The organism is Giesbergeria giesbergeri, from assembly GCF_054779375.1.
The window spans coordinates 446,685-467,324 of sequence record NZ_BAAGYJ010000002.1 but is presented as its reverse complement, the minus strand read 5'-3'; the positions used below and the strand labels follow the sequence as shown (position 1 = coordinate 467,324).

General features: G+C 55.2%; 16 protein-coding genes. 13 read left to right on the top strand and 3 right to left on the bottom strand.

Going from position 1 to position 20,640, the window contains the following annotated elements; all coding sequences use genetic code 11:
• The first annotated feature begins 21 nt into the window (after positions 1-21).
• The 11 genes from mshL (at position 22) to ACYVB2_RS06230 (ending at position 13,952) form a co-directional block, all read left to right on the top strand.
• Complete coding sequence (mshL, locus tag ACYVB2_RS06280) at positions 22-1,779, top strand: pilus (MSHA type) biogenesis protein MshL (RefSeq protein ID WP_382434001.1); 1,758 nt, start codon at positions 22-24, stop codon at positions 1,777-1,779.
• Positions 1,776-2,621: a tetratricopeptide repeat protein gene (locus ACYVB2_RS06275; RefSeq protein ID WP_382434003.1), complete on the top strand. Its 846-nt coding sequence runs from the start codon at positions 1,776-1,778 to the stop codon at positions 2,619-2,621. The genes mshL and ACYVB2_RS06275 overlap by 4 nt, the downstream gene beginning before the upstream one ends.
• On the top strand, positions 2,611-4,092 hold the full coding sequence (locus ACYVB2_RS06270) for an ExeA family protein (protein WP_382434005.1): 1,482 nt from the start codon (positions 2,611-2,613) through the stop codon (positions 4,090-4,092). Before ACYVB2_RS06275 ends, ACYVB2_RS06270 begins: the two co-directional genes overlap by 11 nt.
• On the top strand, positions 4,076-5,818 hold the full coding sequence (locus ACYVB2_RS06265) for a GspE/PulE family protein (protein ID WP_382434007.1): 1,743 nt from the start codon (positions 4,076-4,078) through the stop codon (positions 5,816-5,818). Before ACYVB2_RS06270 ends, ACYVB2_RS06265 begins: the two co-directional genes overlap by 17 nt.
• 23 nt (positions 5,819-5,841) lie before the next feature.
• The gene (locus tag ACYVB2_RS06260; protein ID WP_382434009.1) at positions 5,842-7,107 is read left to right on the top strand and encodes a type II secretion system F family protein; all 1,266 of its coding nucleotides are present in this window, start codon (positions 5,842-5,844) and stop codon (positions 7,105-7,107) included.
• Positions 7,108-7,110: 3 nt separating this feature from the next.
• Positions 7,111-7,662, top strand: coding sequence for a hypothetical protein (locus ACYVB2_RS06255; RefSeq protein ID WP_382434011.1), 552 nt, complete (start codon positions 7,111-7,113; stop codon positions 7,660-7,662).
• Positions 7,659-8,441, top strand: coding sequence for a type II secretion system protein (locus ACYVB2_RS06250; RefSeq protein ID WP_382434013.1), 783 nt, complete (start codon positions 7,659-7,661; stop codon positions 8,439-8,441). Before ACYVB2_RS06255 ends, ACYVB2_RS06250 begins: the two co-directional genes overlap by 4 nt.
• A 231-nt stretch (positions 8,442-8,672) precedes the next feature.
• Positions 8,673-10,676 carry a hypothetical protein gene (locus ACYVB2_RS06245; protein WP_382434015.1) on the top strand — a complete coding sequence of 668 codons (2,004 nt, stop codon included), beginning with the start codon at positions 8,673-8,675 and terminating at the stop codon, positions 10,674-10,676.
• Positions 10,673-11,893, top strand: a complete 1,221-nt coding sequence (locus tag ACYVB2_RS06240; protein WP_382434017.1) for a type II secretion system protein — start codon at positions 10,673-10,675, stop codon at positions 11,891-11,893. Before ACYVB2_RS06245 ends, ACYVB2_RS06240 begins: the two co-directional genes overlap by 4 nt.
• Positions 11,890-13,206: a type II secretion system protein gene (locus ACYVB2_RS06235; protein WP_382434019.1), complete on the top strand. Its 1,317-nt coding sequence runs from the start codon at positions 11,890-11,892 to the stop codon at positions 13,204-13,206. Before ACYVB2_RS06240 ends, ACYVB2_RS06235 begins: the two co-directional genes overlap by 4 nt.
• A 14-nt stretch (positions 13,207-13,220) precedes the next feature.
• Positions 13,221-13,952 (top strand): type II secretion system protein, encoded by a 732-nt coding sequence (locus tag ACYVB2_RS06230; RefSeq protein WP_382434021.1) that lies wholly within the window; start codon positions 13,221-13,223, stop codon positions 13,950-13,952.
• Between the two features lie 38 nt (positions 13,953-13,990).
• On the opposite strand, the gene ACYVB2_RS06225 is transcribed toward ACYVB2_RS06230, so the two are convergent.
• From ACYVB2_RS06225 to ACYVB2_RS06215, 3 genes are all read right to left on the bottom strand, one after another.
• Positions 13,991-14,233 carry a hypothetical protein gene (locus ACYVB2_RS06225; RefSeq protein WP_382434023.1) on the bottom strand — a complete coding sequence of 81 codons (243 nt, stop codon included), beginning with the start codon at positions 14,231-14,233 and terminating at the stop codon, positions 13,991-13,993.
• Positions 14,234-14,318: 85 nt separating this feature from the next.
• Positions 14,319-15,626, bottom strand: a complete 1,308-nt coding sequence (locus ACYVB2_RS06220; RefSeq protein WP_382434114.1) for a 3-deoxy-D-manno-octulosonic acid transferase — start codon at positions 15,624-15,626, stop codon at positions 14,319-14,321.
• Positions 15,627-15,647: 21 nt separating this feature from the next.
• Complete coding sequence (locus ACYVB2_RS06215) at positions 15,648-17,036, bottom strand: phosphomannomutase/phosphoglucomutase (protein WP_382434025.1); 1,389 nt, start codon at positions 17,034-17,036, stop codon at positions 15,648-15,650.
• A 126-nt stretch (positions 17,037-17,162) separates the two neighbouring features.
• On the opposite strand from ACYVB2_RS06215, the gene ACYVB2_RS06210 reads away from it, so the two are divergent.
• Positions 17,163-17,696 (top strand): methylated-DNA--[protein]-cysteine S-methyltransferase, encoded by a 534-nt coding sequence (locus ACYVB2_RS06210; protein ID WP_382434027.1) that lies wholly within the window; start codon positions 17,163-17,165, stop codon positions 17,694-17,696.
• A gap of 60 nt (positions 17,697-17,756) precedes the next feature.
• A complete protein-coding gene (locus ACYVB2_RS06205) occupies positions 17,757-20,639 on the top strand; it encodes a sensor domain-containing protein (RefSeq protein WP_382434029.1) in 2,883 nt (960 codons plus the stop codon).
• The last annotated feature ends 1 nt before the right edge of the window (position 20,640 follow it).

The window sequence follows — 20,640 nt, the reverse complement described above, 5'->3', positions numbered from 1 at the left end:
AGCAGCGCCAAGGACAGTTCCATGAACAAACAACCCTTTCTTAAGCCCTTGGTGATGGCCTGTGCCGTATTGGTGCTGGGGGGCTGCGCTGGTCAGCCACCACGCAGTGCCAGCAGCCTCCCACCGCCAGATGCTGTGGCGGCCGATCAGCTGCGAGAGCACATGGTGCTGGAATCGCAGCGCCTGCTGGCCCATCAGCAATCCTTGCAAGAGGGGCTGAACAAACCAGCGCCTGCGCCGGTCATTGCCCCAGTGGCCCCAGTGTTTGATCCGCTGGAAGGCAAATTGATCAATATTGCCATGTCCAAGGCCACGATCAGTCAGATACTGGAAGCATTTGCCGATGCAGGAAAACTCAATCTGATTGTTGATCCCGCCGTCCTCAAAGGGGGGCAGCTCGCAGACATGCACCTGCGCCACATCACCTTGCGCGAAGGTTTTAACGAAGTATTACGCACCTACGACGTGGCGGGTGAGTTTCGTGGCAACACCCTGCGGGTGAACTTGACAGAAGAAAAGTTCTTTGCCCTCAACTTTCTGAACACCAAGACGAGTATTCAGATGGGCTCCGGTGGCAACGTTTTTGGCAGCACTACGGGTGGTAATTCGGGCGCCCAACAAGGCAGCCTCACCCTCTCTGGTGGAGGCGGCAGCAACAGTGATCCATACCTAGAACTGGAAAACGCCTTGAAATCGGTGCTGGGTGAAAACACCCAGGCCCGTTCGCCGCAGCAATCGCCTTCCTCGTCAAACCCTTCGCCCGCTGCGGCCCCGACAGCCTTTTCTGCTGGCATGTCAGGGAACTCTTCGGCAACAGCATCCAATGCCCCCTTGGCAGTCACGCCCACTATGGGGGATGACACAGGCTTTACCCTGAACAAGATGACGGGCACGCTCTATGTCAAAGCCCGGCCCTCGAAAATGAGGGCGGTAGAGAAAATGCTAGCCCAAGTACACAAGGTACTGGGCAAACAGGTGTACGTCGAGGCACAGCTGATCGATGTGCAACTGGCAGACAACTTTGAATTTGGCGTAGATTGGACCACGTTGCGCAGCCGTCTGGCGGCTGGGTTTGGTGCCTCTCCCATGCAACTGTCAGGTAGCACAGCCACTTTGCCCAATGCCAGTACGGGCTATGCAGCCAGAGCCCTTTCTATTCCAGCCGCATTGATTGGCAGTGTTTCGGGGCCAGCGGCGGGCCTGTCCTACCAAGGCAGCAACTATGGTGTGGTGATCAACGCCTTGCGCTCCTTTGGCAACCTCAAGGTGCTCTCCAACCCGAACGTGCAAGTGCGCAACGGCACCCCGGCCCTGCTATCGGTTGGCAGCAGCACCCGCTATGTGTCTCAGTCTTCGTCCACGCAAACCGCACCGGGCGGAGGTGCTACCACCACGTCCTCCAGCGTGCAAACCGATACGGTTTTCTCTGGGGTGATGGTGGGGGTCTTGCCCATGGTTCGGGATGATGGGCGCATTGAACTGTTGGTCAACCCCATGCAGAGCGATGTCGATCCCAGCAGCTTGCAACTGGTGGCCGTGGGTGGAGAAAACCTGGTGTCCTTACCCAAGGTCAGTTACAAGGGGCTCACTACCACTTTGAATGTGGCCGATGGCGATGTGGTCGTGGTGGGCGGTCTGATTGATCAGCGCAGCTCTACCAACGACCGGGGGGCTCCAGGGGTCTCTGATGTGCCCCTGCTCGGCAAGCTGTTCAGCAATGAGAACAAAGTGCATGGCAGCCGTGAGTTGGTCATCGTCTTGCGGGTGCGTGTCCTATGAGCCTGATCCATGATGCACTGAAATCGATGGACACCCCTGCTGTGTCTACCCCCGTGGCGTCACGCCCTGCCACCACTGCTGCCCGCCCCGCTTGGTTGGGAGGGGTATTGGCTTTTGTCAGTGTGCTTGGTGCAGGCGGTGTTGGCTGGATGTTGTGGCAGGATCAACTGTCAGACAACATCAACATCCCGCCACAGGCCATGGTGCAGTCTCCCCCCGTGGCGCCACTAGCTGTACCCGCCACGGCAGAGGCACCTACAACGCTCACTGCGCCGCCAGTGGCTGTTGCACCTGCACCACCAGCAGCACAAGCACCGGCCCCGGTGCGCGTGGCAGAGACAGCCCCTCCGGCGGCTCCCGCTGTAGTGACAGCCGCCGTGGCCAAGCCTATGCAGGCATCACCACGGCGTGCCCCAGCAGCCGTGAGTGCAACCAAAGACGCTGCACATTCTGCTCCCTCCGTAGCGGAGACCCCGGTGGAGTTGCTTTTTGCCCGTTTTGTGGCTGCTATGAAAAGCGGGCAGCAGACCGATGCAGAACAGGCATTGGCCGCATTGAAGCAACAACTTCCTGCGGGTGCCATTGGGTTGGTACGCGCGCAAGCCTGGTTTGATCTTCAAGCAGGGCGGGACACGGCTGCTGCCGAAGGCTACCGCACCATTCTGGATCGTATGCCTGGTGATGAAGAGGCGGCTATCAATCTGGCCAGTATTCAAAGTCGGCAACACCAATCCGAAGAAGCTCGGGCCACCCTGGATGCGGCTGCACGGCTGCAACCCGACTCCACTGCACTGCGTGCTGCCCTGAGCCACTTTACCCCTGCCATTCGCCATGACCGCTAGCACGGTGTACGCCGCTCTGGGGCTGGTGCGCAACCCTTTTCCACCCACGCCAGATGCAGGCTCTTACTTCTTCACCCCACGGTTGGAGGAGGAGTTCACAGAAATCCGCCATTGCATTGAGACGCGCAAGGGCTTTGCCCTGTTGACGGGGGAGGTAGGGCTGGGCAAAAGCACCATGGTGCGGCGTTTGTTGGACACCTTGCCACCGGGGAAATGCCATTCCGCCCTGATTCTGAACACCTTTTTGCAAGGTGAGGCGCTGTTGTCGGCCATTCAAACAGATTTTGGCCTGCCTCCCGCCGAATCAGTGGGGCAAGGTTTGACGCAATTGACAGAGTTTTTGATCGCTCAGCACCAAGCCGATCAAATCAGTCTGCTGGTCATCGACGATGCACAAAACCTGACCGTGGAATCTCTGGAGCTGGTGCGGTTACTGTGCAATTTAGAAACAGGGCAAGAAAAACTGTTGCAGATTCTTCTGGTAGGACAGCCAGAGCTGGAACAAACCTTGGCATCGCCACAACTGCGCCAACTCAAAAGCCGCATTGTGAAACACACCCGTCTGACGGGTCTGAAAAAAGACGAGTTGACTCGGTATTTTGATTTTCGTGTCAATGCTGCCAATGCGTCGGGACGCTTATCGATCCACCCCGCCGCTGTAGAAAAACTGTACCAAGTCACGCAAGGTAATTTACGACAGGTTCACTTGGTGTTGGATCGCTGTCTTTATGGTTTAGCCAGTCATCGCCAATCGGTGATTGATGTGGCCCTGATTGGCCGTGCGGTGGCCGACCTCCCGGATCTGGGAATGGCACCAGGCGCAACAGCACCAGAACATCGCACGCAGCGGGCCTGGCTTGCCGCGGGTTTACTGGCAGGTACAGCCACAGTAGCCGCCGCAGGCTGGTACTGGACTGCACAACAAGCAGAACCTTTGCCTGCAGCGCCTGCCAACACAGTTCCAGCTCCGGCAGCCCCAGCAGCTCCAGCCACACAGGCATGGACTGAGCCCCCCAAGGCAGTAACCCCAGAACCGTCCGAGCAAACAACGCCCCAAAGCCATCCACAAGATGTGGCCCTTTCTCCGCGTCAAGTATGCGAACAAAAATTGAAGGCCGTTGCCGAAGCGGATGATGTGCTGCAAGTGCAACGCCTGCCCACCGGTGTTGCAGACATGTTGCGCCCTTCCAATCGGGTGTGTTCTTTCAAGGCAGACGAAGAGACTTGGGCAGCTTGGCTCAGTCGTAATCAAGTGCGCCACATTCTGACCGCCCAGCAGGCCACTCGCAGCGTGCAAAGTGTGCTCAAAAGCCAAGGCCTGCTTGATATTCCTGCCCCTGATGGCCTTTTCGGCCCCAAAACGGGAGAGGCTTTGTCCCGTTTTCAGCAGCAACACCGTCTGGCCCCAACAGGACAACCAGACGAACTGACTTTCTTGCTTTTGGAGAATTTAAATGTACCAGCCCGCTGAATCCGTGTTGGCGACTTCGCTGCGCCCACAGCATGCTGTAGATCCCAGCACAGATCGATTGGCCGTTCTGAAAGACAAGAGTCCTTCACTGGGTGCGGCATTGGTACAAGCCGGGGTGGTGTCTCACGTCGCCATCGATTACGTACTCCAGAAGCAGAAAATTGAAAAAGTGCCTATGGGTAACTTGCTGGTAGAACTGGGGTTTGCCAGCGCCAGAGAGGTGGCCTTGCACTTGGCCGGTCAACGGGGTTTGAGTTTTGTGAACCCCAATGAAATGCCCGAACCTGATACGGCAGTAGCAGGCGTTTTCAACCGTGCGCTGTGCCTGACATACGGCTTCTTGCCAGTGCGAGAAGCCGATGGGCTGATTGAAGTGGTGCTGGGCGATGCACAGCCAGACGTGGTCACGGAGCTGGTGCGGCGCAAACTGGGCAAAGACTGCCGTTTCTTTCAGGGTGAGTTTGACCGGGTGGCGCAGGCTATCCAACAGCACTATTACTTTGCAGACAACCCACCGGCCCGGTTGATCGAAAGTGAAGTGCGCAAACTCGAGGCCGACATTGACCGGGCTTACAGTCCAGCACGTCTGCTGGAACACATGCTGCACTTGGCTGTGCGCGAACGGGCTACCGATGTCCATTTGGCACCCACTGCCCGCAGCCGTTCGGTATTGATGCGGGTCGATGGTGTGCTGCGCCCCATCTTTGCGTTGTCACCCGCGCTGGATCGGTTGGTGGTCTATGTGAAGTTGCAGGCAGATATGGATGCCAGTGAGCAACGATTGCCACAAGACGGCAGCTTTACAGCCCAGGTGATGGAGCAAAACTTCACTATTCGGGTCTCTACGCTGATTTCAGAGTTTGGCGAGCGGATGGTGCTGCGTATGTTGCCCGAGCGCAGTAGTCTGGACAAACTCGATGACCTCGGCTTTTTGCCTGAAGACGTGGCCGCCATGTCCAAGGCATTCTCCAAACCGCATGGACTGATCCTGATTACCGGGCCCACCGGCTCTGGCAAAAGCACCACACTACATGCTGCCCTGCGTATGCAGCCTTTGATTGAGCGCAATGTGCTCACCGTAGAAGATCCTGTGGAATACCGGGTTCCTGTGGCTTGCCAAACAGAAGTCAATCGCCGTGCCGGTTACGAGTTTGCCAATGCCATGCGCCACTTTCTGCGCCATGACCCCGACATTATTTTGGTGGGGGAAATTCGAGACCCTGAAACGGCCAGAGCGGCATTGGACGCCTCCTCCACAGGGCACTTGGTGCTGTCCACATTGCACGTAGGCAGTATTTTCGGGGTCATGCCCCGACTGAAGCTGCTGGGGGTAGATGCAGAAACCATTGCAGAAAACTTGGTCGCCGTCATTAACCAACGGCTGGTGCGGCGTATTTGTCCACACTGTGCGGCACCACGCTTGGCTACTACCGAGGAGCGCCGGTGGTTAGGACAGGTAGAACCCGACGAAGCTTTGCATGTTTACCACGGCACCGGTTGTCACCACTGCCGTGATACGGGTTATCTCGGTCGTTTGCCTGTGTATGAAATGCTGGTTGTCAGCCGCGACTTGGCCGATGCCATTGCATCGGATTCCAACCGAGCAGAAACACGCCAGCGGGCATTGGCCGCAGGAATGCGCCCGATTCTGACGCTGGCCCGACACCGTGTATTGGCTGGTGAAACCACGATGGAAGAAATCCTGCGCACCGTGGGTGAAGACTGAACCTCGCCTAGACAAAGCACAAGATGGCTACTCTCAACACTTATTACTACCGTGTGTTGTTACCACATGGTGCCTTGAAGTCTGGTCTGCTGCGTTTGGCAGTAGAACGAGACCTCTCGGCGCGTTTGCGCTTAGAGGCAGAAACAGATGGCACAGTCGTTCATCTGTGGCGTTTGCCCGCATGGTTGGCTGGTGCAACAGACATGGTGTTGCGCTTGTTTCGCCATCAGGTGCGTACCGAGGATTTGGCTGGATTCTTGCGCGATCTCGGTTTGATGATGCGGGCGGGTGTGCCGGCCTTGGAGGGTTTAAAAACCCTCATTGACGAAAGTGATGTGGGAGGTAATCAGGCCGTCGCCACGGTGGCGCGTCACATGTGCGATGACCTCAATGCTGGTGTGAGCATGACGGAAGCCTTTAACCGCCACCCCAATATATTTCCTGAAACAGTGCGCAATCTGGTGGCGATTGGTGACCAGTCTGGCACATTAGATCGAATGCTAGGAGAATGTGCAGACCATGTAGAACGTATGATGAATATCAAACGTGACATTAAAACTGCACTAATTTACCCAGCATTTGTTTTTGCCACTATTTTTGGTGTGGCAGGCTTCTGGATTTATTATGTCGTGCCCAATATGGCACGGCTTTTCAAGCAATTACAAGCCAAATTGCCACCTTTGACTGAATGGTTGGTATCATTTGCCGATGCTTTATCCAATCATCTTCCTTGGGTAGTATTGGTTTTGGTCGTCTTGAGTATAGCTGTGACCATATTATTCAAGCGATCTGAGCGGTTTCAGGTGGGCACTTATTCATTTTTGCATCGCTTGCCGATTGCCCGTACATTGTTGGTATCCTCTGGTATGGCGCACATGACAGAGCATTTGTCTATCTTGGTACGTGCGGGGGTAGATTTGGTTTCCAGCTTGCGTATTTTAGGACGTGCCACCAAAGATCGTTACTACCGAGTGCGTTTGCTACAAATCTCTGAATCAGTGTCCAGAGGTGAATCGGTATCATCATCCATGCGCCGTGTAGGTGGGTTTCCGGCAATGGCCGTACGCATGATTGCTGTAGGGGAGGAATCTGGTAGTTTAGATGACCAGCTATCGCATTTGGCTGCTGAATACCGTAAACGCTTGGAAGTATTGGTAAAATCGCTGGCAGAAATTCTGAAGCCTGTCATTATTTTAGTGGCAGGTGGTTTATTCCTATTTTTGATAGTTGCGCTGCTTCTGCCAATTTATGACTTGGTTCGGCAATCTGTCAGCCAGACTATGGGGTAAATCATGGAAAAACCATTATTGGTAGGCGGTGGGGTACTTTTGCTTGGTTTGCTAGGGGCCACAGGGTTTGTGGTGCCCACCCTCAAAGCCAATAACCCCCCGGTATCCACAGGGGTGATACCAAAAAGATCAACACCCACAAGCCCTTCTACCGAGTCTATTGCTGCAAAAACTCCAGTAGCCTCATGGAGCAAAGAAGATCGTCGTAAAAAATTAACGCAGCTGCGTACAGAGATGTCCGCTGTTTTGGCACAAGGCCATCGTGCGTCTCCTCAAAAATCTTTGGCCTTATTAAACGAGCTAGAACAACTGTCTCAGGGAGAAGTTGATCCCCGGTATTTTCAGACTTTACGCAATATCCTGAATGAGAGTATCACGGTTCAGACACTCAACCTTGAGCTTCAAAAGCTTTCCAGCAGCACTGCACCACAGGACGTTGCCCGTACACAGGCTGTGCTTGATGAGATTCGTGCAGCCAGTCAACGTATTAATCATGAGGCGATGCTGCTAAAAACCTATGCTTCAGCGCCATTGCCAGGTAAAAAAATACCATGAAATGCACTGTAGCCAGCATATCCTGTCCTGCCCGTACAGCACAGACTGGATTTTCTCTGCTGGAGGTTGCTGTAGCCTTGGTTGTTGCTGGGCTATTATCATGGGCTACCTTCAGTGGCTACGAAACAGTGTCAGCCCAGCAAGAGCGAGAAAGAGCACAGGCAGTGGGACAACAACTTCAATCCATGCTGCGAGCCTTTTCTATGCGACATGGCCGGTTGCCTTGCCCAGACACCAATGCAACAGCCAACGGTTACGAATCCATGACTTCTGGGGCATGCACTGCCGGTAATCAACTAGGATGGTTTCCATATATTAGCCTAGGGTTAGATATTCCACCGCCGCTGCACCGTGCACGGTATGCCGTTTTTCGCTCTGCGCATGCAGATCCACTGCAAGACGCAGATTTGGCAGTGATTAAGGAGCGCACAGACGATTCGCCCAGCGAGCCAGATTATCTGGATGTCACAGATCTGGTCGTTGGTTTGAACAACGCATCCAAATTGTCTTTGTCCACAAGTCATCCCTACCTGACAGGCGATGGCGGGCCGTCTGGAGCAATCGACTGTGGCGCTAATCCTGTCATGGCGGCGGCCTATTGGCTGGTGATTCCACTACAAGACAAGGACGCAGACAACAACCGCCTTGATACACCACAGACAACATCTGGCCTGTGTGCTGCCAACCCTGCTGCACCTTTACGCGTCCACTCCGATGACATCGTGCTGGCAGAATCTCCAGCACAACTGGCGGGGTGGTTACGCAAAAGTATGCCGTGATTGGTGGCACCCATGGTGAGCACCGTTCTGTCTTTTGTCCCTCTTGCTGAGGTTTTTCCATAAATGATGCCGCATTCCGTTCATCGACCATCCTTTGGATTTGGCTTGGTCCAAGTGCTGCTATTGATTGCGGTACTCAGTGGCCTTGCCACTATGGGCTATCTCCAATGGCGCGAACGCTCTGCCATCGATGCTTCTCAGCAAGAGCGCCAAGCACTGGCACAAGCAGATTTGGCCATTCTGACTTTTGCCACCGTCCTGAAACGGCTGCCATGCCCTGACACCAACCGCGATGGTCTGGAAGACTGTGGCGGTGGTACGCAAAAGGGTTGGCTCCCTTCTCTCACTTTGAGTCTAGCGGGTGCAGATGCTGGAGTGGATGTAGGCCAACTCAGATATCTGATTCAACGCGGTGGCGGTGCTTTTGATTTGACAGTGTTGGATGATGCTTGGCGTCCATTGGAATACGATGACACAGGCAAGACTTTTGCCTCTATGAGTGCCTCCAATGGTGCTCTCACCTTGGCTGATTTATGCCAGCGCCTCAATGAAGGCGGGAAAGCCAGCTATACCGCAGGTATGGCAGAGGTGCGCTCAACCCCCGTACGGACTGTGGCCTATGCCTTGGTACACCCTGGAATCAATGATGCCGATGGGGATGGTTCGCTGTTTGATGGCGTCAATGCCAGTGCAGACAGTGCAGTAGAAGACCCCATCCGCAGACCTCTGCTGGCAAGTTATAACGATATCGTATTGGAAAAATCGTTTGCCAATTTGTATTCCACTTTCCACTGTCAAACGCTGATCGACTCTATCAATACTGTTGCATTGGGCTTGGATGTTGTGCAACAAGTAGAAGATTTACGCCAAGATAATATTGACTCCGCTAAACGGGCAGTGGCTTTTGCAGCATTGGGCGCAGGCATTACAGCGATTGAAACCACTTCCACCGCCATGGAAGCTGGGTCAGATGGCGGCAATGCTGCGGCTGAATGGGCTACCTGTGCTGCCAGTTTGGGTTTGGCCGTGAATGCCTGTGCCGCCGCTCCCCAGCATACAACTACAGCCACGGTACTAACGGCTGGAGTTATTGCGGCCAATGTAGTCTCGATTGGTCTGAATGTGACGGCAGCCGTGATGGCGGGCAATGCCTTGGCACTGGCCGATAGTTCAAAACCTGCTTCCTCCTTAAGTTGTCCTGCTGTGGATATGTCACAGGCAGTCAATGCCGCCAAGGCCGAATGGGATACCGCCAAAACAGACAAACAAACCATCAGCACAAAAATCACCCAAAAGCAAACGGATTTGGCCATAGCCAATACAGCCAAAACCAATGCGATGAACACGCTATGGGCACAAGTTCGGTCGTTTGGATCGACTACAACGATTGATAATCGTATTCAAACTGTTTTTGATGCTGCATCTAATTGGCAAACCCAATCTTCTAGTGTAAGTGCTGCTTCGTTGCGAGTGACGAATTATCAGACGGCTGTAACCAGTTGGGACAACCAAATCACATCCTATACTAACAAAATAGCCAATCGAACCACCATGATCACCCAACTTCAAGGTGAGATCGCCACCTTGGATGCCCAAATTGCCGCCACTACCAACCCATCAACCAAAGAATCATTGCAAAAACAACGACTGGAAAAAACATCAGAGTTAACTCTGCTGAATGATCCTGCCACATTGCAATCTGAATACAACAAGGCAGTGGTTGAAAAAACAAATGCCCAGAACAATCTGAATACGGCACAAAGCGATTTGATTGCGGCCCAATCCAGCCTTGGTTCTGCACAAACGAGCTATCAATCTGCTTACAATAGCCTGCTCAATGCCGGCCGATACAGTATTCTCAATGCATCAGGCGCAGTCATTGCTACAGGGTGCAGCACCTCATCAAGTGGTATTTGTCAAGCAGGCGATACCAGCACCTACTCTGGAATTAATGCTGCATTGCGTGATTTATTTGGCACATCCACCACCAGCCCCGATCCAGATGGGAAGTATCTTTTGCCATCCAAAATTGAGAAAGAAATCGCAGCCTTACAGGCCCAACTAGACAAAGCTTCTGATCGTGAAACCAATGCCAAAAGCCAATATGACACGCTCAAAGCACAGGCCGACAATCCACCACCGTGCAATATCACTGGTTCCGGTGTTACGCCCATGTCACCCAATGCTGCCGAAAACATCTTGAAAACAGTAGATCAAAAGGGAGGTACAAGATGAAAAATATCTTCCGCTCCCAACGCGGGTTTTCATTGGTTGAATTGGGCGTGGCAATGGCCGTCATGGGCATGATGGGCATCTTTGTTTGGCGCTGGGTAGAAACCACCCGAGCCCCCATGGAGAGACCAGAAATGCAACGACAGCTCAATGAAGCGCAGGCTGCATTAGAAGGGTTCTTGTTGGCCCACCATCGGCTTCCATGCTCTGCCACTACCACCAATGGCAATGAATCTTGTGTAGATGCTGCAGCCGTACATTTTCCTTGGCGAACCTTGGGTATGAGCAGTGAATTGGGGCAACTGCATTATGGGGTCAATCGTGGTGCTGGTATGGATTTGGCAGCATTGCCCTCTGCATCGGTATCACCCGACTTGAATATTAATTTCACCGATATGCCGGTGTTGCCCACCTACACAGGCTCCCTGTCTGCCTCGGCAGCAGTCACCGCCGCAGCGGCCAGAGCACAAGCGGCCATCACCCAAGCCAACACCCGCCGTGCTGCAGTCAACGGCTTGGACTGGTGCCGCACCTTGCGCGGGTATGCCGCCAACCTTTCTGCGGCAGGCGCACTCACAGCAGGCAATGTGTCTAGCAGCTTGCCCGTTGCTTATGTGCTTGTCCACCCCGGAAGCAATAACCAATTTGAGGGAAACAACGCCATTGGAGCCAGTGGCACTTGGCGATTTGACCTTCCGGGGCAGGCACAACAACATGATTTTGACGATATAGCTTTGGCGGTGGGGCCAGCCGACCTTGGCACCCGTTTGGGCTGTGTGGGCCGCTTGGGGGCCATGCAAGCCAGCGCCCAAGGCGCCTATGCTGCCTATGACAATGCACGGGTGATGCAACAGTACTGGTCTTTGCGGGTATTTGACATTGCCACAGCAGAATCAGCTTTAGAGTCTGCGGAGGCTGGGGTCACGATGGCTGCCATGGGTTTGGCCTTGGCAACCACCAGTGCCGTTTTGAGTATTGCCTCTGCCGCCAATACCGAAGGTGTCACAGCGTTTATTGTGGCGATGGCGGCGGTCAATGTGGGTGTAGCCGTGGCTGAAACGGTACTTGCCGCCCAAGACCTGACCGATGCCCAAGAGGCCTTAGAGGACTCTAAAGACAAGTTGGCAGCAGCCGACACGTACGCCGTTCAGGTCTACGACACCTTCACTCAGGCACTGACCCAAGCCATCCGGCTGGATACAAAGGGATTGAACCCATGAAAATGCGGCGTCGAATGGCGGGCTTTACCTTGGTGGAGATATCTGTAGCTCTGCTGGCTTTGGGTTTGATTCTGCCCGGTGCGGTGGTTTATTGGCAACTTTCTGAACGGCAACGTGTATCTGCCTCACAAGCCAATGTGCAACAGCAGGCACGGGATGCTGTGGTTGGTTTTTTGCACGCCAACTACCGTTTACCCTGTCCGGCAGCAGACGCTCTGGGGGTGGAGTCTTGTACTGAAGGCACAGGGTTGCGCCAAGTGGGGTTTGTGCCTTGGCGCACGCTAGGACTGCCCCGGCCAGAAGCGGGGGCATTGCGTTATGGGGTCTACCGAGAAGATTCGGCTGTGGCACACGAAGATCGTGATTTGGCCGCGATCAAAGACCGCATGAATCCATTGCGGGTGCGCACACCAAATCCAACGCCCCAAAACGGTAATGCCCCTAATGCGAACGCACCACCTGTGCCTTCTGTCGCTGCGGGTTTATTGGGGGCTACCCAGTCTGGTGATCCAGCCAATCCCCTCAATACGGCCTGCAATGCTGCCAACAGCCCTCCGTGCCCACTGGGGGGAGCACAATCCGTCAATCAGATAGATGTGTGTTTGGCCTTGAATACGGCCAGCGAAGCTCTGGTTGCACCAGCAGGGCAACTGGCGGTAAACATGCTTGCAGGCCGTCGGCCTGTGGCGTTTTTAATTGCAGCACCTGGTTTGTTGGATGCCGATGGCAACGGCCAAAATTTTGATGGCGCCAATGCCAGCGCCAGCAGCAGTGCGCCTACCTTTGAGGCGCCTGGGATGGCCGTTTCCAACGCCTATGATGATGTGGTGCTGGCTGCCAGCCATGCTGAGCTTTTTTCAGAGTTGCAATGTGCGGGTGCGTTGTCTGCAGCCTCCCATGCCCACTTTAACGCCGCCACTGGTGCCTTTGTGCTGGAGCGGGCGCTGTATGACTACCGAGACCAACTGTATGTCAGTGTCAAATTGGCAGAAGCGGATGTGGCTGCCGCTGGCGCAGGGGTGGCAGGGGCTGCCAGTGGCGTATTGGACGCAGCAAAAGAAATGCTCTCAGCCACTGCAGACACCACCATGTCTGTAGGGGCACGCTCTTTCCAAATCGGCTTGGCCGCAGCCGGTATTGTGGCTGCCGCCGCAGGGGGCGTTGCTGCAGGGCTGGCAATGGCCGACAGCATTTCCTCATTGGCTGAAGCGGAGGATGTACACAGCGACTTTGCCACCCGCACTACGGCCATGACCAACTTGGCGATCTCTGTCAACCGCAATACCTTGACGGCTGATGCCCTCGGTTTTTGAATTTTCTACCCACCATGACCCCATCAACATCACATCCTATTGGTACCATAATCCGCCGCCAAAAAGGCTTCTCGTTGCTGGAACTGAGCGTTACTTTGGTCGTGATTGGCTTGTTGCTAGGGGCAGTAGCCATTGGGCGTGACCTGCAACGTACCGCAGCCAATCAGCGCCTGTCCACCGATTTCATCCAAGGCTGGCAACTGGCCTATGAAACCTTTGTCAATGGAGTGGGGTATCCCCCAGCAGACAGCCCAACCAATCCCACAGGCCGTGTCAATGGCAGCAGTGCAACGGCAGGCACCGAGTTGTGTGGCAATGCCATGATCAACGCTTTTTTAGCTGCCGGTGTTCGGTTACCAGAGGGCAGAGCTGAAGGGCAAGCAGATCGGTATGCTTATCTCGACAGCAACGGCAATCCACAAGAAGTGCAAGTGTGCTTCCAAAGTGTAAATTGGGCTGAGCCTGGCGCATCAGTCGCAGCATACGACTCACGTCCGCGCAATGTGATGGTAGTCCGTGGCGTTACCTATTCGTTGGCGGCCATGTTGGATCAACAAATTGATGGTCACGGCGACGCTCGTTTTGGCCGGTTGCGTGCCCAATCACTAGCCAACGACACCACCGCAACAACCACTGGCGCTGATTGGCCGGTGGATGAGCGCATGGCCTTTGGCAGCTCTACAGCAACTTCGCTGGATGAGTCCCAAATTGCCGTGACCACTGCTTACTTCAAAATGATGCGCTAATGCAGCACGGCCCATCTGCAACCAACGGCACCCTGCATTCAAAAGTCTTTTTTCGCCAAGGTACGCAGGTGGGGGTAGGCATCAAGATGGTCTTCAGACAGATGGTGCAAGGCCATAAACACCGCGGGCGGAAACCCCTTACGGCCTCCATCGCGGGTGTCGTAGATGAGTCTGTCCACATAGCGAACAAAATCCAAATGGCCCCAGAACATCTCTAGCTTATCGCCAATGTGGGGATAGGCACTGTTGATGGTGTTGAAGTGAATGTTTTCTTTCAGCATGGCGGGGCATCATCGGGCAGATGATGGGGTTTTTCCAGTTTCAAATCGTTAATGGGACGCATTTCTAATCTGAAAGTGATTTTGATCAACCTACTTTGGACAGTACCGACTCCACCGCGGTTGCGGTTGCTTGGGCGGCACCCCGGTGTTCTTGGCTGAGCAAGAGGGCAGCCGCTTGCGCTTTTTCCAACAAAGCCCCCTCCTGAATCCAAGTCTCAGCAATCGCAATGGCTTGTGCCATATCGGCAGCAGGGCGGGCCACTTCTTGCCTGAGTGCCAGTGTGGCCGCCTCGGCAAAGTTGAAAGTATGCGGGCCCAACACAAGAGGACAGCCACAGGCTACCGCTTCAATCAGATTCTGTCCACCCAAGGGGGCAAAACTCCCCCCCAGCAATGCCACCGTAGCCAAGCTGTAGTAGAAAGCCATTTCGCCAATGGTGTCTCCTATCCAGACATCTGCAGGCTCAGGATAGTCTTTCCACTGGCTACGCCGTGACACGCGCAATCCTGCCTGCTCCAGCACAGTGGCCACTGCATCAAAACGTTGTGGATGGCGGGGCACAATGAGCCACTGCACATTGCGGTGGGTTTGAGCCTGTGCCGCCCATGTTTGCCATGCCTGCAACCACAGCTCCTCTTCTCCTTCACGGCTGCTGGCTAACAGCAATACTGGTTTGTTGATATGGCTACGCCAAAGTCGGCCTTGGGTGATTTGCGCTGCATCGGGTATGGCATCAAATTTCAGGTTGCCAAACACCCCTTGCACGGGAGCGCCCAGTGCACACAAGCGTTTGGCATCCGCATCACTCTGGGCATAAACTGCGGTCAGTCCTGCATAGGCTGGACGGGCTAGCCAACCGAGGCGCCGTGCTTGTTGGTACGACTTTTCATTCAATCTGGCATTGGCCAGTACCAAGGGCACATGGTGCTGCTGGCACATGGCGATCAGGTTAGGCCAAATTTCTGTTTCCAGCAAAATACCCAACATTGGTCTGAATCGGCGCAAAAAACGCTGGACAGCCCCCGGCGTGTCCCAAGGCAGCCAAACCTGCCGATCTCCGGGTTGCAGCAGCTTCTGGCCTTCAGTGCGGCCTGTGGCGGTACTGTGCGTTAGCAGCAAGCGCAAATGGGGCCGCTGTTGGCGCAGCGCCGTCAACAAGATAGCGGCCGCACGGGTTTCACCCAGTGATACCGCATGAATCCAAATCCAACCAGCCTTAGCATCTTGTTCGGGTGTTGCTGCGCTATGGTGATTTCCGTAATGCCCGAACCGTTCTTCCACAGCCAGCCCATACCCTGGCTCGGCCACAGCCCGACGGCGCAACTTGTACCGTAGTAAAGGTTGTGCCAAATAGATCAGGGTGCTATAGAGAGCACGGGCCAAGGAGGGCATCAGCATCAGGCGTCAACGCAATCAGTGTGCAGCATGGCCCAGCTGGGCATCTGGCTTAACACGCTGCAGCAGGGCTAACATGGTCGCTTCAATACGCTGTAGAGCCTCGGGGGTTTGTCCCTCAAAACGCAAAACCAGTACTGGTGTGGTGTTGCTGGCCCGAATCAGCCCAAAACCATCTGGCCAATCCACCCGCAAACCATCAATCGTGCTCACTTGGGCTGGAGCAGCGAAAGTTTGGGCGGCCAAAGCCTGTAATTGGGCACTGAGGCGGTGCGGCTCCCCTTCAACACAGGGCACATTCAGTTCGGGGGTGGAGTGGCTGCAGGGCAGGGCATTGAGCACAGCACTGGGATCGACATGGCGGCTCAGGATTTCCAGCAAGCGGCAACCGGCATAGGTGCCATCATCAAACCCAAACCAACGCTCCTTAAAGAAGATATGGCCGCTCATCTCGCCACCCAGCGGGGCCGCGAGTTGCTTCATTTCTGCCTTGATCAGTGAATGGCCTGTCTTGTACATCACTGGTATGCCGCCTGCGGCCACAATGGCCGGTGCCAGCCGCTGTGTGCATTTGACATCGAACACGATATGTCCCCCTGGCACACGGCTGAGCACGTCTTGTGCAAACAACATCATTTGGCGATCGGGAAAGATGTTCTGTCCATCTTTGGTGACGATGCCTAAGCGGTCTCCATCGCCATCAAAGGCCAATCCCAATTCAGCACCACTGGTGTGCAAAGCGGCGATCAGATCGCGCAGATTTTCGGGCTTGCTCGGGTCAGGGTGGTGGTTAGGAAAATTGCCGTCTACTTCGGAGAACAGCTCAATCACTTCGCAACCCAATGCCCGAAAAATCGCTGGAGCCGAAGCACCAGCAATCCCGTTGCCACAGTCGACCACGATCTTCATTGGACGGGCCAAATGCACATCATTGCAAATACGCGCTTGGTAAGCAGCCAGAACGTCTGCTTGACGCACCTGTCCGCCCGGAACCAATTGCCAGCTTTCCGTCTCCATGGTGTGGCGCAATGCTTGAATTTCTTCACCATGAATGGCCCGCCCCGCCAGCACCATTTTGAAGCCGTTGTAATCTTTAGGGTTGTGGCTGCCTGTGACTTGAATACCCGACTGGCACAAGGTGTGGGCCGCAAAATACAGCAGCGGTGTAGTGACCATGCCCACGTCAATCACGTCAATGCCCACGTCGATCAAACCGGCAATCAAGGCAGCACTCAATGCAGGCCCAGACAAACGACCATCACGCCCTACGGCAACGGTGGTTTGCCCTTCGGCCCGCGCCGCAGTGCCAAAGGCCCGGCCCAGCCCCCGTGCCACCTCTTCGTTTAATGTGGCAGGCACGATACCGCGAACGTCATAAGCCTTGAAGATAGAGGGAGAGGGCTGCACAGGTTGGAACTTTCAGGAAAGGGAAAAGAAAAAGTCGGCGGCATTGTAGGCGGCAGGCCATTGTCAGGAAAATGCCTACATCCCTTGCTATAAGTCTTTTTGTATTCCATCCTTTGTAGGAAACACATGCCCTTTCATCCCAACACCGTTCAGTACCGTGCCCACAGCCCGTGGGGGGAGCTGGCCTTGGCTGCATCACCGCAGGGTTTGTGTGGTCTGTGGTTTGTCGGTCAGCGCCACATGCCAACATGTCTAGATGCGTGGCCACACCATGCCGACAACCCGTATGTGCATGCTACCTTGGAACAATTACAAACCTATTGGGAAGGCCAACGAACCACATTTGACCTGCCGCTGGATTGTTCCAGTGGCACGCCCTTCCAACAATCGGTGTGGCAGGCGTTGCGCCACATCCGTTACGGCCAAACATGCAGCTATTCGGCGCTGGCCAAGCATTTGGGTAAACCCTCTGCAGTGCGTGCCGTGGCGGCTGCCGTAGGCCGCAATCCGATCAGCGTGATCATTCCTTGCCATAGAGTGCTGGGCCAAGATGGCAGCCTGACTGGCTATGCCGGTGGGTTAGAACGCAAGTCTGCTTTGTTGCAGCTCGAATCTGCACAGTGCCAAAGCATGTCAATCGGGTTAACCCCTGCTCTTTGACCAGCGACAGACGGCGCTGGTGCAACGATACTCCACGCCGACACACAGGAACACTGACACATGAACGCGATGGATCCGCTCCAGGCTCTGAGCCAGCGTGAGCAAGAACTGCTGACCACCTTGGAGGCCACTGGCGGCGGACGCTGGACTTGGGACTTGCGTAACCACCAGCTTTCATTTCATGGTGATTTCTACCGTCCTTATGGTTTGTTGGAGTTGCCCGAGCGCCAGCGTACGGCCTATTGGCGCAGCCTGCAACATCCTGACGATATGGCTGTCACAGCAGCACAGCTGCGGCCTGTGCTGAGCGGAAAGACCAAAAACTACGAAGTCGAATTCAGGGTGCGCAACACCGTTGGTAGCTGGCGCTGGGTGCGGGTGCGTGGTTGTACCACCGCACAAGAACACCGGGGCCGGGCACTGCGTATTGTTGGCATCATCACCGACGTTACCGAACAGCGTGCCACAGAAGAAGCACTGCGGGCCTCAGAGGCCAAATACAACACGATCTACCAAGCCCTGCCAGATCCAGCAGGGATGGCCCGCGTGGCCGATGGCTGCTTTGTAGAAGTCAATCCAGCGTTTTGCACTTTAATGGGCCTGCCCCGCGAGTCCATCGTGGGGCACACCTCGGCAGCACTGAAAATATGGGCCACTCCCCATGAACGCTCCCGGTTGATGCAGCTCTATCAGCGCCACGGCAAGGTAGACAAATTACCCATGGTGGCACAGCGCCCTGATGGCACCAAAGTGCATGGTCTAATGTCGGCCTACCCGGTGCCTACTGCCGATGAAGAATGTTTTGTCTTTGTGTTTCACGACATCACGCGTGAGCAACGCATCTACGAGGAGTTGCAAGCCAGCAATAGTCTGTTGCAACAAGCCGGACGTTTAGCACGTTTGGGCGTCTGGGAGGACTTGCCGGGTCGTGGGCCCGTGTACTGGTCAGACGTTTGTTACGAAATTCATGGTTTGCCGCCGGGCAGTCCACTGCCGCGCGATTATGTCCAGCGCCATGTGGCGCCTACTTGGCACGACACGTTTCGCAATGCGCTGCGCCAGTGCATCCGCCAGCGGGTGGAGTGGAATTTAGAAATTGAGATCGTCAGGGCTGATGGCCGCTTGGTTTGGATGCGTGCGCTGGGTGAGCCTGTCGTGGAAGAGGGCCGGGTAGTGCGTATCCGTGGGGTTATGCAAGACATTGATGCATCCAAACGGGCCGAGGCACAGGTACGTGAGCGCGAGGCACTGCTCTCACTCACTATGGCGGCTGCCTCCCTAGGGCGTTGGGATTGGGACATGCAAACCGGCCTCATCCAAGGTGACGTCCGCTGGCGGGCCATGCGGGGACTGCATCCCAATGAAGAAGGGGCCAGTGAACCAGTGCCGTGGCAGCAATGCACGGTGGCTGAAGATGTACCCAAAATTGCACGAGAACTGGATCGGCATACCCGACATTCGGTCACGCACTTTGATGCCACCTGGCGTGTCCCCCAACACAGTGGTGGTATGCGCTGGATTCGCAACCTCGGTAAAAGTGTGGCCCACGATGTCAGTGGTCATCCCGTGCGGATGTTGGGGGTGTCGATGGACGTCACGCCCCAACACGAACACGAACAACAACTGCACCGGCTGGCACACCACGATGCACTCACGGGCCTGCCCAACCGTGTGTTGTTAGCTCGTTGCCTCACGCAAGCCATGGAACAGGCCCGCACCTTGGGCACCCTCCTTGGAGTAGCCTACCTGGATCTGGACGGCTTTAAACCCGTCAATGACCAACACGGACACGAAGCAGGAGACCACTTATTGGTGGTGGCTGCCAATCGCCTCACCCATGCATTGCGTGCCACCGATTGTGTGGCCCGATTGGGAGGAGATGAGTTCATTATTTTGCTGCCCGGTCTACACAGCAGCATCGATTGTGAACAAACCCTACACCATGTCATGGAAGGTCTGGCTGCACCGTACAGTCTTGGCCATGAATCAGTCACCGTCACCGCCAGCATTGGCTACACCTTGTATCCACAAGATGATGCCGATGCCGACACCTTGCTGCGCCATGCCGATCAGGCGATGTACCACGCCAAACAAGCGGGGCGCAATCGCTTCTTTCAGTTTGATGCAGCTTCTGAACGCGCGGCACAGCAAGTGCTGGCCCATACCGCTCGCCTACACACAGCCCTGACCCAACACCAGTTTGTGCTCTACCTGCAACCCAAGGTTGATATGCGCCAAGGCACGGTGATTGGTGCCGAAGCCTTGGTGCGCTGGAATCATCCTGAAAAGGGACTGTTGGCCCCTGGCAGTTTTTTGCCGCAAATGCAAGGCACCGCCTTAGAAACCATATTTGGTGCCTGGGTGGTAGACACCGCGCTCGATATGGCGGTGACACTGCACAACCACGGCTTGCTGCTGCCCGTGAGTATCAATATTGCGGCACCGCATTTGCAGCAGGCAGACTTTGCTGATTGGTTGGCCCAGCGGATGGCCTGTTATCCCCAACTCCCCAAAGGCAGCTTACGCATCGAAATCACTGAGACGGCCGCCCTTTACAACCTAGAGCCTGTGGCACAAACCCTCTTACAGCTGCGGGAAATGGGCGTATGTACTGCATTGGATGATTTTGGCACAGGCTACTCCTCCCTGACCTACCTGCGCCGTTTGCCCCTAGAGACCATCAAGATCGACCAAAGCTTCGTGCGAGGCATGGCCGATGATGCTGGTGATCTGGCTATCGTGCAGGGTGTCATTGGATTGGCACGGTCATTCGACTACCGCGTGATTGCCGAGGGTGTAGAGACGGTAGCCCAAGGCAGCATGTTGCTGCAAATGGGTTGCAATCTCGCACAAGGGTATTGCATTGCCCAAGCCATGCCTATAGAGGAGTTCATTGAATGGGTGGGGCGCTGGCAAGCGCCACTGCCTTGGCAACAACCATGAC